The following is a 14,709-nucleotide window of genomic DNA, read 5'->3' as shown; positions in this document are numbered from 1 at the left end:
TTACATCAAGAAGGATATTAAAAACGATAAAGTTATAGATGAAAATGTAAAGTTAGGGGATTCTGCATGCATACAGAAGTTTTGATGAGTTATTTGTATACTTATTTTTTTACTATTATTTTTTGTATTGTGTTTCAAATTGGATGTTATTTTAAAGCGAAAGGAAATATATCTATTCGGCATTTTTTATGGGTATATGTTTTTCTGTTCTACCTTTCGCTAGTGTATAAGGTGACTCAAATCGCGACTGTATGGGATATAAGTAGATATGAAAAGTGGATTCGTGTCAGTCAAATTAACTTGACTCTATTTGATACGGCAGGTAGTACTACGTATCTTTTGAACATTGTACTGTTTATGCCGTTCGGTTTTTTATTACCGACTATTTGGTCACAGTTTAGAAAAATGAAAAACACCGTATGTGCGGGATTCTTTTTTTCATTGGCAATTGAGTTAAATCAATTACTAAATAATAGAATTACAGATATTGATGATTTATTTACGAATACCCTCGGGGCGATTATTGGGTATGTAATATATAGAGTTTTATTTAAAATGTTTAAAATGATATGTAAAAGAGAGGGAAAAGAGCTTGATACCAACTCTTCTTTAGTCATAAAATACGAGGCTGTTTTTTGTTTAGTTTGTTCATTTGTAGGTGCGATGTTAATTTATCATCCAGCTTTATTTGGAAGACCTGTCATCCTTTAGTGAGGTGATTATGCTCTTGTGCTATCTGATTTATAAAATGATTCTAGTATTTCTTCCAATCAGCACAAGATTCTCTCTATACGTTATTAAGCTATTCAGCAGACTGTAAGATGATCAGTAATCGTACTAGTGAGATTGAAATAAAGGCTGACAGTTTTTACCCAAGCTTTTCATTTATGTATGATGCGCAAGAATTATTTATTATTGGTGGAGAAGAGAAATGGTCACATATCCATTATATAAAAAGATTTTTCCATCTTGAGCAGATTACAGAAGAGCTGACTATTGATGTAAGAAAATGAGAGATGAGAAGAAATAGATGAGCAAACCCTCAAGTATAGAGCGATATACTTGAGGGTTTTTATGTATGGAGAAGGCTTTTCTATTTTTCTCTAGAATGAACAGTAATGTATAATCTAATTCCTTAATGTAATAAGGAGGCACTAAAATTTGAACAGGAAAATTTGGTTTGTATTTACTTTTTTTGCTCTTTTAGTATCTGGTTATGTTGTTGTCCAATATTTTATTATGGATGGATTTCAAACAGGACTTGTAAAAGCGAAGCTTATGTTTGGATCTAAATTAAGTGCGTTCTGGTATATGATGCTATTTATACATATTACAACTAGTATAGTAGCATTAGTAATAGGTCCTTTTACATTATCCACTAAATTTAGAGAAAGGAATATCAACCGTCATCGAATAGTTGGGAGAATCTATATGGTTGGTATATTATTAGGAGGCGTTTCTGGACTATATCTATCCTTTTATGCTACGGGAGGATTGGTAGCGAAGCTAGGTTTCGGTTTGTTATCCGTATTTTGGCTAACATCAGCATATCAAGCGTTACATAGAGTTAAGAATAAAAAAATTAAAGACCATCGGAATTGGATGATTAGAAATTATTCTTTAACCTTTGGAGCAGTTACATTAAGAATTTGGCTACCGTTGTTTATCGTTCTATTTGGAATAGAGCGGTTTGAACTTAGCTACGCTATTATTGCTTGGTTAGCGTGGGTACCTAATTTAATTGTTGCAGAATTATTCATAAGAAAAAGACTTAATAAAGGAAAATACGAAGGAAATGAGGATTTACATTTTTAATGTAAATTTGCTGTAATATTGAGGGCAGAATTTTTTTAATAGCTGAATTACATACAAAAATAGGATGGACAATTGAAGCCATCCTATTTGTATTACCAACTAGCAGTTTCCGTACTTTCTTTCAACCACTTCACCCAATCCAAATCCGCCACCTTAAGCAAACTGAGCGAAACACCTTTCATATCTAAAGAAGTTAGCAATGTACCAACCTTTGCGAACTTCACATGTAATCCTTCCAGCTCACATAAACGGCGAATGTCATTTGCGAAAATGTATTGTTCCATTAGTGGAGTTGCGCCTAATCCGTTAATGAGGATGGCGAAGTTGTCGCCTTTTCTCCAGCGGTAAATGCTTTTTAGTTTGTTCATTAGTTCGATCGCTAATATTTCAGAAGAGGATAGTGCTTCTTTACGGTAACCTTTTTCGCCGTGAATGCCGACTCCGTAAAAGACTTCATCGTCGTTTAATGAGAACGAAGCTTTTCCCTGCATGGGATCATTGGCAGGTGAAAGTGCGACTCCTAATGTGTGTAAGTTTTCGGTGATAGAACGGCCAAGTGTTGTTAGTTCTTCTAAAGAATGTCCGCTCTCAGCAGCCGCACCAAGTATTTTTTGAACGAAAACAGTACCAGCGACGCCGCGTCTTCTTTTATTAAACGAAGCATCATCTTCAATTGAAACGTCGTCATTTACGATGATATGGTCAATTTTTCTTCCTTCTTCTTTAGCAATTTGTTCAGCCGCAATAAAGTTTGCTACGTCATCTTTAAAGTTTTTGATGATGAATAAAATACTTTTATTTTTTGGCATGAGGCGAGTTGCCGCAATAATTTGTTCCACTGTAGGCGGAGTGAAAATATTGCCGTTTACGGCCGCTGTAAGCATGCCTTTTCCTACATAACCTATATCAGCAGGTTCATGTCCGCTACCACCGCCGCTTATGATAACAACGTTTTGCGTCAGTTTTTCTATATCTTTTACATAAATGATGTTATTTGTTTCATCGTAATTTACTTTTTCGTTATGTTCAAAATAAAAGCCATGCATCATATCTTGAACAACATTTTCTACATCATTCATAATCTTTTTCATTGCTTTTGCCACCCTTTAATTACTTTGCTGATTGTTCCAGTAATAGTAGTAATTGATTGTTTATCATATTTTTCATGAGAGAAGACATAATGGAAGGATCTACTTCGCATTTGCTTTCAATCCAATCTTTTATCGTTCCAACGAAGCCGTGACTATAAAAGGAGGCAATCGTATTTTTTGTCTCATCAGAAAGGCTGAATCCACAGCTCACAGATAATTCATCAATAATCTTCATATATAAGTTTTTCGTATGCTCAAATAAATAGTGATTAAACGAGTTTTGCTCAATGACTTTAAAAGCATTTCGATAAAATTTTTGATTTTTGTAAAAGTAATCAAATAATAAATCGAAAATATTTTCCCACGTTTCATAGTCGAGAAAGTCGATAATGTTCTCTTTCGTTTCTTCTCTATAAATCCAGCTTAATAGTTCAAATTTATCTTTAAAATGATAATAAAAAGTTTGCCTACGCATTTGACAGTGTAACATAATATCGCTCACTGATATTTTATGAAACGACTCTGTTTCCATTAAATACTTCAATGAATTCGCGATTATCTTTTTAGAAATTATAGAAGAGGTCATCTCAATCATCCCTAGAATGTTAGTAATATGAAAATCCTACCCATAAATGAGAGCGGTGTCTTTAGACAGATTGTCCATTTTGTCCGTTTACTATAAAACGCTTTCATTTTAACATGGATAGTAAGAAGAAGATTTCAAATATATCACAATATATTAAAGGAATTGAGGGAGAAGCACAATGAAAAAGATTATAAACAAACCAGAAACATTAGTAATGGAAATGTGCAACGGAATGGTTATGGCTCATCCAGAGCTTGAGCTTTTGAAAAAATATAAAGTAATTAAGAAGAAAGAAATGAACGAAAATAAAGTAACGTTAATTAGTGGCGGCGGTAGTGGTCATGAGCCAGCGCATGCAGGATTAGTCGGAAAAGGAATGTTAGATGCGGCAGTGTGCGGAGATGTGTTTGCTTCGCCTTCACAAATTCAGGTGTATCAAGCAATTAAAGAGACAGCTAGTAAAAAAGGTACGTTATTAATTATTAAAAATTACAGCGGCGATATTATGAATTTCAAAAACGGTGCGCATTTAGCGACTGAAGATGGAATTGAAGTCGACTACGTAAAAGTGGACGATGATATTGCAGTAGAAGATAGCCTGTACACAGTAGGACGCCGCGGCGTTGCGGGGGTTATCCTCGTTCATAAAATTGCCGGCGCAGCAGCGGAAGCAGGTATGGATTTAGGAGCGGTGAAAGCTGTAGCGGAAAAAGCAGCGGCTAACGTGCGTACAATCGGTTTAGCGTTAACGTCTTGTACAGTTCCAGCGAGCGGATCACCTACTTTCACACTTGCGGAAGATGAAATGGAATACGGCGTAGGTATTCACGGTGAACCAGGAATTAAGCGTGAAAAAATGTTGTCAGCAGATGAATTAGCTAACCGTATGACAAATGATTTAATGAAAGATTTAGGAGTAAAAGACGGCGAAGAAATCGCACTTCTAGTTAACGGTTTTGGCGGAACACCACTACAAGAACTTTACTTATTTAACAATGCAGTTACGCGAGAATTAGCTGCTAGAAACATTAAAATTAATAGAGTATTTGTCGGAAACTATATGACGAGTATCGATATGGCTGGTATGTCTTTAACAGTAATGAAACTAGATGATGAGCTAAAAACATTACTATCTAAAGAATGTAATACACCAGCGTTTAAAGTAGATGGACCAGTTGAAAGTGTTGAGTATGTGAATGTACTTGAAGAGACAGAAGAGAAAGAAGTTTCCTTTGAAATAGAAACAGCGGAAGAGCACGCTGTGATTAAGGATAATGTTATTACATTAAACAACATGATCTATCTCGTTGATAAAATGAGTGACGTTATTATTAAAAACGAAGTACCGTTCTGTGAGTTAGATACACATGCGGGTGACGGCGACTTCGGAATGAGTGTGGCAAAAGGATTTAAGCAATTAAAACGTGAGTGGCATTCTATTGTAGATCAAGAGAACGTAACAATCGGATCATTCCTTGACGGTTGTTCCATGATTATTATGGAACATTGCGGCGGCGCATCTGGTCCAATTTGGGGCGGTGCATTCCGAGCAGCTAGTAAAGCAGCTGGCGAAAAACGTGAGCTAACAGTGAAAGAATTCGGTGAAATGTTACAAGCGGCACTGCAAGGTATACAATCTATCGGTGAAAGATCATTCGGTAGAGGAGCAGTAGTTGGTGATAAAACACTTGTTGATGCACTTGCTCCATGTGTAGACTCTTGGTTAGCTAGCGCTTCAAACGAAGAAGATATGAAAATTGCCTTCGAAAAAGGTGCAGAAGCAGCGGTTAAAGGAGCAGAGTATACGAAAGAAATCGTAGCTCGCATGGGCCGCGCCGGTACAGTTGGTGAAAGAAGCTTAGGCTATCCAGATGCAGGTGCACATGCACTTGGAGTTATCTTTACGGAGATTGCGGGTAGTTTGAAATAGAAATTAAAAGATCCCCTCTGCCTTAAGGTGGAGGGGATCTTTAATTATAACCATCATTCTTCCAGTGAAAAAATTTATTTGCTAGCCAACCTAGAAGCCGCCTCTTCAACTTCTTTATACGCATTTTGTAATACTTCATTTGGATCTAGTACTGCTGTTCCTTGTGCACGAACGATTTGATAATCTTCAATACCTAGGAAATTAAACATTGCTTTTAAATATTTATGAGAGTATTCTACTTCTGTATACCAATCATCATTTGTATAGATTCCTCCACTTGCTTGTATAACAAGCATTCTTCTTCCATCTTTAAGTAATCCCACTGATCCAGTTTCAGTATATTTAAATGTTTCACGTGCAATCATGATATTGTCCATGTAATCTTTTAACTTTGATGGAATATTAAAGTTGTGCAAAGGTAATACGATAACATACGTATTTGCACTTTTAAATTGTTGTAAAATTTCGGACATACGCTCTGTTACTTTTTGTTCTTCATCAGTTAACTTCTGTCCATTTCCTTGCTTTTCCCATGCGCTTAAAACAGTTTTATCTATCATTGGTACTACATCATCGTATAAATTAATCTGTTCAATCGTTTCATTATTAGGAATTAATTCTTTATAAGATTCTAAAAAGTGGTTAAGAACCTTAATGCTGACTGATGATGTATCATCCACTTTCGGATGTGCGTTTATGATAAGTGTTTTGTTCATTTGTATTTCCCCTTTTTAAAAGTTTTTACGTTTTAATTGTCGACAATATTAATCGTCGATTAATATTGTCTTTAATATAAGCTCTGAAATTATTTTTGTCAAATGAAATACATACTATTCTAAAAGAGCCTTTTTTTATTTGACTAAAATTCTAAATGGTCCTAAGATACAATTTGATAACCCTTAAAATAAAAAGCAGGTGATTTGTATATGCAATATAGTGTTGGGGTTGAATATGCCTTGCATTGCCTAGTTTATTTAATTAATACTCCTTCCAAGGAAAGTGTTGGAATAAAAGATTTGGCAGAGTTTCAAGGACTTTCTGAAACATTTCTTTCAAAAGTTTTCGGTAAATTATCTAAAGCTGACATTGTGAATTCTGTCCCAGGTGTAAAGGGAGGATATAGGTTAGCTAAGTCTCCAGAAGATATCTCTTTTTGGGATGTAATAGAAGCCGTCGAAGGCCCAAAACCTATTTTTCAATGTAAAAATATTGTACAGAATGGTCTACTATATCGAGACGACGCTTGTAATTCTTGTGACCCTAGCAATTCTTCTTGTACAATTAACTTAGTAATGCTTGAAGCAGAAGAACACATGCGTGAGTTTCTTCGTAAAAAGACTCTTGCATGGTTAGATAAAGAACTTGATATTGTTTTACCTGAAAAGATAAGGGTAGATACTCGTGAATACTTCAAACAAAAAAACTCTAACTAAAGTCGTCATGATTTATTAGCAATATCGATCAACTTTTATTTGTCTAGTTTAAATTCTATTTCCATTGCCAATTTGATTTCTTCACATATGTACCACATATCAGTAATTTGTCTCTATCAAAATGAACGTTTTTTGCATCTAATATATTGTAAGTATATTTTATTTTGAAAGGATGTGATTATATGGCTCATAAATCTACGGGAGTGTTTCGAGTTCCAGTTTCTGAAAATGGGATTATTCCAACTGCTCTCAACATTATGTTAAACAATGATTCACGCTGCCATACTAGTAATGTAACGGTAACTGTTAAGAGAAGTCGAAACATTTCTTTCCCGACTCAAAATGAGTTAGTTGAAATCTCTCGTACTTTTGTTTCTTTAGAACCAAACAGAACAACTAAGATTGTGTTGTTTACACCAGAATTCGAAATAGAAGATTTTCTTGATGTCATCGTTAGTGGAAATAAAGATGATGTTAAGGATGTGCTTGTATATTCTTTCTTAGCAGATTCAGCAGGTCACAATCTGCCATCTACTGTTTTCAGAAATGCAGAATACACTTTTGCTTGCTGATACCGTGATGATGTATTCTTTACTGTCATATCAAGGTACCATCCTGCAGCTTGACTCAACTTAATTTTATTGTGTTGTTATTGTATAAGAAAAGAAGACATCGATTAAGATGTCTTCTTTTACTTGTACACTTGGTGTTAAGAAGGTATCATATTGCTTAAAAACCATAAAAAAATATAACAATCATCGAGTGAACCTATTATAGCATCAATAAACAGGTTTTAATATGTAATATTAAATATATATAGATTTATTTATGTTTAATCTATATAGTTAAATTGTCTGTTATTTGTTTTAATTCATTTACTTATTTTATTTTTGAGTGCTCCAGCAATGGAGCCTTTTTTTATGAAATAAAACATTTTCTTTGCGTTATTTAGTTGATCTATATTAACTTTACCTCTTTAAAAAATATTCATATTTAGCAAAAGTAATTAAGTTTATTTTTAAATCTATCTTTTACAAATTGAATAAAACTCTGTCCAGGATAAATTCTTTTAAATAGAAATATAAAAGCAAAAGTGGAAGACCAAGCTGATATGCAGAGCATTACATCAAAAATCCAAGTTGGAAAATGTAATAACTTTGTAATTCCTACAAGCAGAAAAAGTGGCCAAAAAATAATGTTGGTTAGTAATATAAAACTTACCACCGGCTTTTTCAGTCTTTTATCTTCAGTCATATACAATCCCACCTTAAGCTAAATTTTTAACATACTTTAATGTACTTATTCAGCGCGTCGAGGTAATACACTGAATATTCTTTCTGTTATAACTAAATTTTCTTTCAAAATATTACTTATTCAATTAAAAAAGGGAATTTTTAACTGATTATTTACATAAAATTCGTTGTTGGAAGTAAAGTTCTAAAAGTAATTTATCCATAGTGATATTAAAATTACTACTAACAGGGATAGCACCACATCACTATCATGCTACCCAAAATAAACTACTCAAAATGAAAAAATGAACTAAATTCTCATAGATAACTGGAAAGTAATAAAATATTCGTTTAGGGGACATTTTAAAATACTAGCTTGATAGGCATGGGGTGCAGCCGAGATTGCGATTTTAAGATTATTATCTTTTCGTTTGTGTAAAATCAATTATTTAATTGTTTAAATAAATGTTAGTTAAACGAATGTAATTCTGAATTTTCTGTTAAAATTATCTCAAGTTTATGAAGATATCACGAGGTAATGTTGTATGGTAGTATGAGGAAAAGAGTATATAGATAATTTTGGAAAAGGGGGATGTAAATTGAATGTTCAAACTACCGTAAATAACAAAGTTACTGAACTGTTAAATGCCTGGTATATTGAAATTCGAAATAGAAACGTTGCGAATGCATATAAATTTAAAAAAGAAATTGAGAGTTCTATAAATAATATTAAAGAAGACCAAAATCTATTACTGTATTATTCGTTACTTGATTTTGGTTATAAATATTTAATAGATAATTTGAGTATAGCAAAAAATAGTTTTGATCAAATTGAATCTTTGGGTAAACCAACTGATGATTTTTTATCGTATTATTATCATTTTTATAAAGCAATCTACTCTAATGCAGTTGGTAATTACAATGCAGCAAAAGAGCATTATGAAATGGCAGAAAATTTACTTGAAAGTATTCCAGATGAAATTGAAAAAGCAGAGTTTTATTATAACCAAGCTGTTTTCCAATATCATTATTATCAGGCTTTTGTGGCCTTCCAACAAGCAACAAAAGCAAAAGAAATATTTGCTAAACATGAAGGGTATGAAGTGAAAATCGGTTATTGTAACAACCTAATGGCGTTAGCTTGTACACATTTGAAAGAATGGGAATTAGCTGAAGAACTTTATATTTCGGCAATGGATATCTTTAAAAAGGTTAAAAATGAAAACGGTATGTTAGTTGTAAAACAAAATTTAGGTTTAATGTATGCTGGACAGAATCTTTCGGAGTTAGCTATCAGTCATTTAAATGAGGTCTGTGAAAAAATGCCTGAAAACTATAAAGCGATATATATTAAGGGGAAAGAACATTTTAAATTAGACGAAAATTCACTAGCTTCAGTACTTGTTCGAAAAGGCACGGAGATTTGCGATAAATTAGAATTGGTAGAGTACCAACACCATTTTAAAATTTTAAATGGACTAAATGAAGGATTAAATGGAGAAAAGCTAGAAGAAATTGTATTAGAAGGTATTGAATATTTCGAAAGAGAGAAGCTTTGGGAATACGTGAAAGAATATACTGAAGTACTAGCGGTTCTATTCCATAAAGAACATAACTTTGAAAAAGCGAGTTATTATTTCTTCTCTAGCCATAAAGCGAGTGAAGAGGTTTTTAAAAAGGAGGCATTAAAATGAAAAAAATAAGTGTTACCTTAGTTGGTGTTGTCACGGCTCTTACGTTATTTTTGAATGTGTCTCATAATTCGGTCAATCATCAGGAAGCCTCTCAATTTATTAAAGATGTCATCGTTCAATATGCACATGGGAATACTGGTTGAAGATAAAGTTTCGTGATGGAAAACCTTGTTATTAATAGCGAGGTTTTTTTGATGTTAAATAGTAGGGTATCGCTATCAAGCTAAGAAAAGCAAATACCCCAAATTAATTTTTTGTTTAGGGTATTTGTATATACTTCCAAATATTAAGTCGATAGGCCATGAATGATGCCCCGAGATAAGAGAGTCTAAAGTATTTGAATAAGAAACTTTAGATTGTCCGTTATAGTTTTTTTGAATATTAATATAATCCTATATACTTTTTTATTATTTTAGTTAAAAGAAGTTTGAAATTTGTAATTCACTATGTTTTCCAAAGAAAATAGTGAAAGGCAAGGCGATGAATACATTTACAAAATGACAAAATTGTAAGAATACACGAATGTTTGTAAGAAAGTTCGATGTTTTCCTTTTTCTTTTTTTATTATAGTGAAAAAGAAGAACGAAATATTCTCGTATGTAGGAAAGAAAGATAATAATGATTGATCTATTAAATAAATGGATGTTAGAAAGTACAGGCAATTTCAATATCGTTGTAGGACTTACAGCACTTCTATTTTTGGGTTCAGTAATTGCACTTATTATTATTTACAAAAAAATTGGTAAACCATATGAAAGAACAAATGCTATTTATTTAAAAATTACTTCTCGTATGTTTACTATTCAAATTCTAATGAATGCTATATTTATTTCTTTAGTTGGTAAAGATATTGAGAATTTCCGTCAAATCTTTATATTATTTGAAGCTTTTGTATTCTTTATTGGAGCTATTTATTCGTTTAAATTATATAAACAGGAATACAAATAATTCACTTATAAGAAACAATAAAAAACAGTAGTGATTTTATACACTACTGTTTTTTATTGTTCATTTTCAAATGTAAACCTAACTGTATATTCTATACAGTTAGGTTTACATAACATCTTATTATCGGTAGCAAGAAAAAGGCGAATTCCTACTTTCAAAAGGAATTCGCCTTTTTCTATAACCCTATTCATTTTTTATACATTTCTATCATGGCGGTACCCTATTTATAGGTTATGAGAAATGATGTTTTTTGCACTATTATCTATTCTTGGATATTATTAATAAGATCTATATAAACTTATTTTTTTATTAAAAAAGGTTTGGCGGTGTGTAAAATGATTAAAGGTATTAAAAATATTGAAACTAAAGAACCGATAAAAATGTTTCTATTGGTTCCCTGTAGTATTCTTTTGTTTGATAATATTTATCAACATTTTATTCTTAGAAAGGATTTTTCACTACAGAAACTTTTATTTGAACTTCTATTTTTATTTATTTTTATTTCATTTATTTTATATAATAAGTGTTTACAAAAAATGAATAAACAAATGATTACAAAATACATTTTTCTTGGAGTAAGTATTACTTATCTTCTGGCATACGATCTTATGTTTATACGTAATCCAGGTGCTTCTTTACATATCCCTTATTTAGAGTGCTTCTTAGTAATTTCTGCACCTTTATTTTTAAGTATTCATTATCTTTTATGGGTATCTATTTGTATGATATGTAGATTTTTAATTGCTATTTATTATTTTGACATTAACTATCCAATATCATTAGTATTATTGTTTCTAACAATTTTTGTTACGTCATTTTTTGTATTTCTTTCATTAAAATTTTTAGTACAAAAAATCAAAGCATCCTATGAAAAACAAATGAAAGAAACAGCTTTATCAATAATGAGAATAATGGAATTAAAGGATCAATATACGAAAGGACATAGTGAACGTGTAGCCAATTATGCTACTATTCTTGCTAAAGAAACAAATGAATATGATGATAATTCTTTAAAACAATTTCATTTTATTTGTTTATTACATGATATAGGGAAAATAGGTATTCCGGATGAAGTTTTAAAGAAAGCATCTTCTCTTACAGAAGAAGAATATAATATTATTAAGACACACCCACAATTAGGATTAGAAGTTTTTAAAAATATATCTTTAATAAAAGGTAGTGAAGACATAATTCTTTCTCATCATGAAAGATGGGATGGAAAGGGCTATCCTCAAAAACTAAAAGGAAATCAAATACCATTATGCGCAAGAATTGTTGCAATAGCAGATGCATTCGATGCAATGACTTCTTCAAGAGCATATCGTTCAGCCCTATCTCCTGAAGAAGCTTATAGACGTATTATAGAGGGATCTGGTACGCAATTTGATCCTTCTATAGTAGAGGTTTTCAAAAAGGTATTTCCTTTATGGGAAAAGATGGTCCCAAATTCTTTTCGTTAAAAGCTCATGTCTGAAATCAATTCATATTTGAGGTATGACGAATGCGAAAAATGAAAAAAACAAATCCAATCGTGATAAAAGTTTGGAACCAGATAATGAATAAGGCACATAAAGAAAAGGTACCTATATATAGGTACCTTTTCTAATAGTTTTTTAGCAGAAACAACTGCATCCGATAATGATTAATAGAATAAATAATACAACTAATAAAGCAAATCCTCCAGCGAAACCGCAGCCTTCGCCGCAACTACCACCATATCCCATAACAATAGTGCCTCCTTTAGATAAGAGGGTAAAACTAGGGTTCATTCCATGGATTTTAATGGGTTCACTTTACTTTATGTTTTAAAGAATGAATGGAGCAGGTCCTTTTGAAAATAAAGAAAAGACGCCATTAGGCGCCTTCCTGTTAGGTAGATAAGACTTTAGTTTTCCAATCTAAAGAAATTTTGTATCAGTTCTTTGTGAGTATATCATAATATCTGATTGATTTATTATGCATTGTTACATAATTTTCTAACTCCTCTATTTTTCATTTGATAAAATAAAATCCTAATATTACCAAAAGTTAAATAAATATTTCTACATATTCAAGATATTTACATAAATTACAAAAGTGATACATTTAAATTGTAAGCTATAAAAACTATTAAAGGGGGATTTATTATGTTCAAGAAATTAGTAGTAGGAGCATTAGCAACTGGTATTGCATTAACAGGAGGAATTGGGGCAGCTTCAGCTGATACGCAAAAAGCTGTGAGCTCTCCGAAGCAAGCAACATGCTCAATTCCTTATGAGTATTCTAATGGTAAATTTAAAAGAACTCTTTATTACTCAAATGGAGTATATGCTAATAGTTTTAATGAAAATGTTTGTGGCGGGACGATTACGTGGTATTTAAAACATGTTCAAAATGGAGTTGCTTTTTACGAAGGTAATTTAAAATAGTAGATTTTTTGAACCTCATTTATTGGGGTTCTTTTAGTTTTAGTTTTTAAACTGATTTTCCACAAAAAAGACACCCAAAGGTGCCTTCCTGCGACTTGAACCATCTACATTTTAATAATATGTATTGGACTCCCATCCAACTATTATTTTATCATGTTAAATACATAAATTCATTGAGAAAAAGATATAGCTCATTATTCATTCTGTCAAAAAGGATTTATCCAACGTAACGTATGAATGTTCCATAAATGTATCAAAAAAATGAATAAATCGTGATTGGCATGAAAAAAAGGTTCTTACTATTACGTAAGAACCCATAAACAAAAAAGTCGTATGTGCCTCAATATTAAAATTACATAAAAACGCTATTTTAATAAAAAGCGACATTGAAAGTTAACAAGCAATACTTAAAAGAGTAAGAGCTGCAAATCCGTAAACTAATAAGCTACTAGTAGCAAGGAATTTTATAATTTCATTTGTAGAAATAATAGTTAAACATAGTGCTATAGATGCACCTATAAAGAATTGGTACTTTGTATGTATATTTGTAAGATTAATTATTACAAGTACAGTTAAGAAAAGTGAAATGAAGTTAAAATATCTTTTCATTGTCATATTTCCTTTCAATGTTTGATCTGTATTTATTATACCAGCTTGTACCAGTAATAACATACTTTGTAATGAGGCTTAATAGAAATCTTATTTTGCCATAAATAAAAAGGCGGTTGTTTCCGCAACCACCTTTCAGTAAAGCAAAGCACTTTTTTAGAAATAAAATATGGATAATTTCTGAAAAATTTATAGGATATAATTCAATTTTTATAATCCAAGTGACGGGTTTAATTTATCCCGCTATTTGCGGGCAGTAAGACCTCCACCTTAACATTCAACGGAAGCAAAGAAGTTAGGTAGAGGGCGGGCTGCCCGTAAAAGCCCTATTGGTGAGGGCTGATAATCATTGGGGGATGAACAAAATCCTCAATGATTAAAGTTTCACTTTATAAGAAAGGAATGACTACATTATATGAAAACTTGTCTAATAAGGTTACATATAAAAGAGCAGCTAGCAATGGCTAACTGCTCAATACAAGGAGATACAGAGAAAACTAAATGAATGTTGGCATACAGCCTATCGACATTATGGACATAATATTGAGTTTTATTCGAAGGAATTTATGTTTTATAAATTAGATTATGATAGTCGGTATTCTTTTATTAAATAGCCAACAGCACTGATTACTATAAGAATGAAAAGAATAAGTTCTAGTGTAACTGGCAATTGATCTACTCTAAATGCATCAATTTGTTACATTATGATTATAAGATGTTTTTTTATAGTTAGTGGTGAAAAGTTTAATAAAACTACCTCTATATGAAAAAAGGTTCTGTTGTCTCCAACAGAACCTCTTCTAAAATGGCAAAGAGTAACTCTTACCTTACTCTTTGTTAATAATATTACAGGAGTGTTAATGAAAATCCAAGACTCCTTATATTGAGAAATAAAGAAGAGTTATTTTAAAGAATTCCAATATAAAATTAGAGATTACCATGAGGGGAGTTATAACGAGTTAC

General features: G+C 31.9%; 15 protein-coding genes and 2 pseudogenes. 11 read left to right on the top strand and 6 right to left on the bottom strand.

Annotated elements, in window-relative coordinates:
- Window positions 1-66 precede the first annotated feature (66 nt).
- From DM800_RS13520 to DM800_RS13510, 3 genes and pseudogenes are all read left to right on the top strand, one after another.
- The gene (locus DM800_RS13520) at window positions 67-711 is read left to right on the top strand and encodes a VanZ family protein (RefSeq protein WP_147786998.1); all 645 of its coding nucleotides are present in this window, start codon (window positions 67-69) and stop codon (window positions 709-711) included.
- A 47-nt stretch (window positions 712-758) separates the two neighbouring features.
- Window positions 759-1,013: pseudogene (locus tag DM800_RS13515) on the top strand (hypothetical protein); the annotation flags it as partial.
- 148 nt (window positions 1,014-1,161) lie between these two features.
- Window positions 1,162-1,815, top strand: a complete 654-nt coding sequence (locus DM800_RS13510) for a DUF2306 domain-containing protein (protein ID WP_147786997.1) — start codon at window positions 1,162-1,164, stop codon at window positions 1,813-1,815.
- A gap of 92 nt (window positions 1,816-1,907) precedes the next feature.
- Here the strand turns inward: DM800_RS13510 and dhaQ are convergent, their stop codons facing one another.
- Entirely contained in the window at window positions 1,908-2,906 is a 999-nt protein-coding gene (dhaQ, locus tag DM800_RS13505; RefSeq protein ID WP_147786996.1) for a DhaKLM operon coactivator DhaQ, read from the bottom strand.
- A gap of 19 nt (window positions 2,907-2,925) precedes the next feature.
- A complete protein-coding gene (gene dhaS, locus DM800_RS13500) occupies window positions 2,926-3,492 on the bottom strand; it encodes a dihydroxyacetone kinase transcriptional activator DhaS (protein WP_147786995.1) in 567 nt (188 codons plus the stop codon).
- Window positions 3,493-3,670: 178 nt separating this feature from the next.
- Here dhaS and dhaK point away from each other — a divergent pair, with 178 nt between their 5' ends.
- Complete coding sequence (gene dhaK, locus DM800_RS13490) at window positions 3,671-5,422, top strand: dihydroxyacetone kinase subunit DhaK (protein WP_147786994.1); 1,752 nt, start codon at window positions 3,671-3,673, stop codon at window positions 5,420-5,422.
- A gap of 74 nt (window positions 5,423-5,496) precedes the next feature.
- On the opposite strand, the gene DM800_RS13485 is transcribed toward dhaK, so the two are convergent.
- Entirely contained in the window at window positions 5,497-6,138 is a 642-nt protein-coding gene (locus DM800_RS13485) for an FMN-dependent NADH-azoreductase (protein ID WP_147786993.1), read from the bottom strand.
- A gap of 210 nt (window positions 6,139-6,348) precedes the next feature.
- Between DM800_RS13485 and DM800_RS13480 the strand changes: the two genes are divergently transcribed.
- Window positions 6,349-6,855, top strand: a complete 507-nt coding sequence (locus DM800_RS13480) for an RrF2 family transcriptional regulator (protein ID WP_063222022.1) — start codon at window positions 6,349-6,351, stop codon at window positions 6,853-6,855.
- Between the two features lie 182 nt (window positions 6,856-7,037).
- A complete protein-coding gene (locus DM800_RS13475; RefSeq protein ID WP_147786992.1) occupies window positions 7,038-7,427 on the top strand; it encodes a hypothetical protein in 390 nt (129 codons plus the stop codon).
- A gap of 430 nt (window positions 7,428-7,857) precedes the next feature.
- Here DM800_RS13475 and DM800_RS13470 read toward each other — a convergent pair.
- Window positions 7,858-8,109: pseudogene (locus DM800_RS13470) on the bottom strand (CPBP family intramembrane glutamate endopeptidase); the annotation flags it as partial.
- A gap of 577 nt (window positions 8,110-8,686) precedes the next feature.
- On the opposite strand from DM800_RS13470, the gene DM800_RS13465 reads away from it, so the two are divergent.
- From DM800_RS13465 to DM800_RS13450, 4 genes are all read left to right on the top strand, one after another.
- Complete coding sequence (locus DM800_RS13465; RefSeq protein ID WP_147786991.1) at window positions 8,687-9,781, top strand: Rap family tetratricopeptide repeat protein; 1,095 nt, start codon at window positions 8,687-8,689, stop codon at window positions 9,779-9,781.
- A complete protein-coding gene (locus DM800_RS29195; RefSeq protein WP_000724334.1) occupies window positions 9,778-9,924 on the top strand; it encodes a hypothetical protein in 147 nt (48 codons plus the stop codon). The genes DM800_RS13465 and DM800_RS29195 overlap by 4 nt, the downstream gene beginning before the upstream one ends.
- A 475-nt stretch (window positions 9,925-10,399) precedes the next feature.
- Entirely contained in the window at window positions 10,400-10,729 is a 330-nt protein-coding gene (locus tag DM800_RS13455) for a hypothetical protein (protein ID WP_000566288.1), read from the top strand.
- A gap of 335 nt (window positions 10,730-11,064) precedes the next feature.
- Complete coding sequence (locus DM800_RS13450; protein WP_147786990.1) at window positions 11,065-12,189, top strand: HD-GYP domain-containing protein; 1,125 nt, start codon at window positions 11,065-11,067, stop codon at window positions 12,187-12,189.
- Between the two features lie 153 nt (window positions 12,190-12,342).
- Here the strand turns inward: DM800_RS13450 and DM800_RS13445 are convergent, their stop codons facing one another.
- On the bottom strand, window positions 12,343-12,453 hold the full coding sequence (locus DM800_RS13445; protein ID WP_000540371.1) for a YjcZ family sporulation protein: 111 nt from the start codon (window positions 12,451-12,453) through the stop codon (window positions 12,343-12,345).
- A gap of 402 nt (window positions 12,454-12,855) precedes the next feature.
- Here DM800_RS13445 and DM800_RS13440 point away from each other — a divergent pair, with 402 nt between their 5' ends.
- On the top strand, window positions 12,856-13,137 hold the full coding sequence (locus DM800_RS13440) for an LCI fold-containing protein (RefSeq protein ID WP_000473814.1): 282 nt from the start codon (window positions 12,856-12,858) through the stop codon (window positions 13,135-13,137).
- A 393-nt stretch (window positions 13,138-13,530) separates the two neighbouring features.
- On the opposite strand, the gene DM800_RS13435 is transcribed toward DM800_RS13440, so the two are convergent.
- Window positions 13,531-13,746: a hypothetical protein gene (locus DM800_RS13435; protein WP_243707996.1), complete on the bottom strand. Its 216-nt coding sequence runs from the start codon at window positions 13,744-13,746 to the stop codon at window positions 13,531-13,533.
- Window positions 13,747-14,709 lie beyond the last annotated feature (963 nt).

Origin of the sequence: Bacillus sp. AY18-3 (genome assembly GCF_008042305.1) — a bacterium.
Classification (GTDB): domain Bacteria; phylum Bacillota; class Bacilli; order Bacillales; family Bacillaceae_G; genus Bacillus_A; species Bacillus_A wiedmannii.
This window is presented reverse-complemented; position numbering and strand designations above follow the sequence as displayed.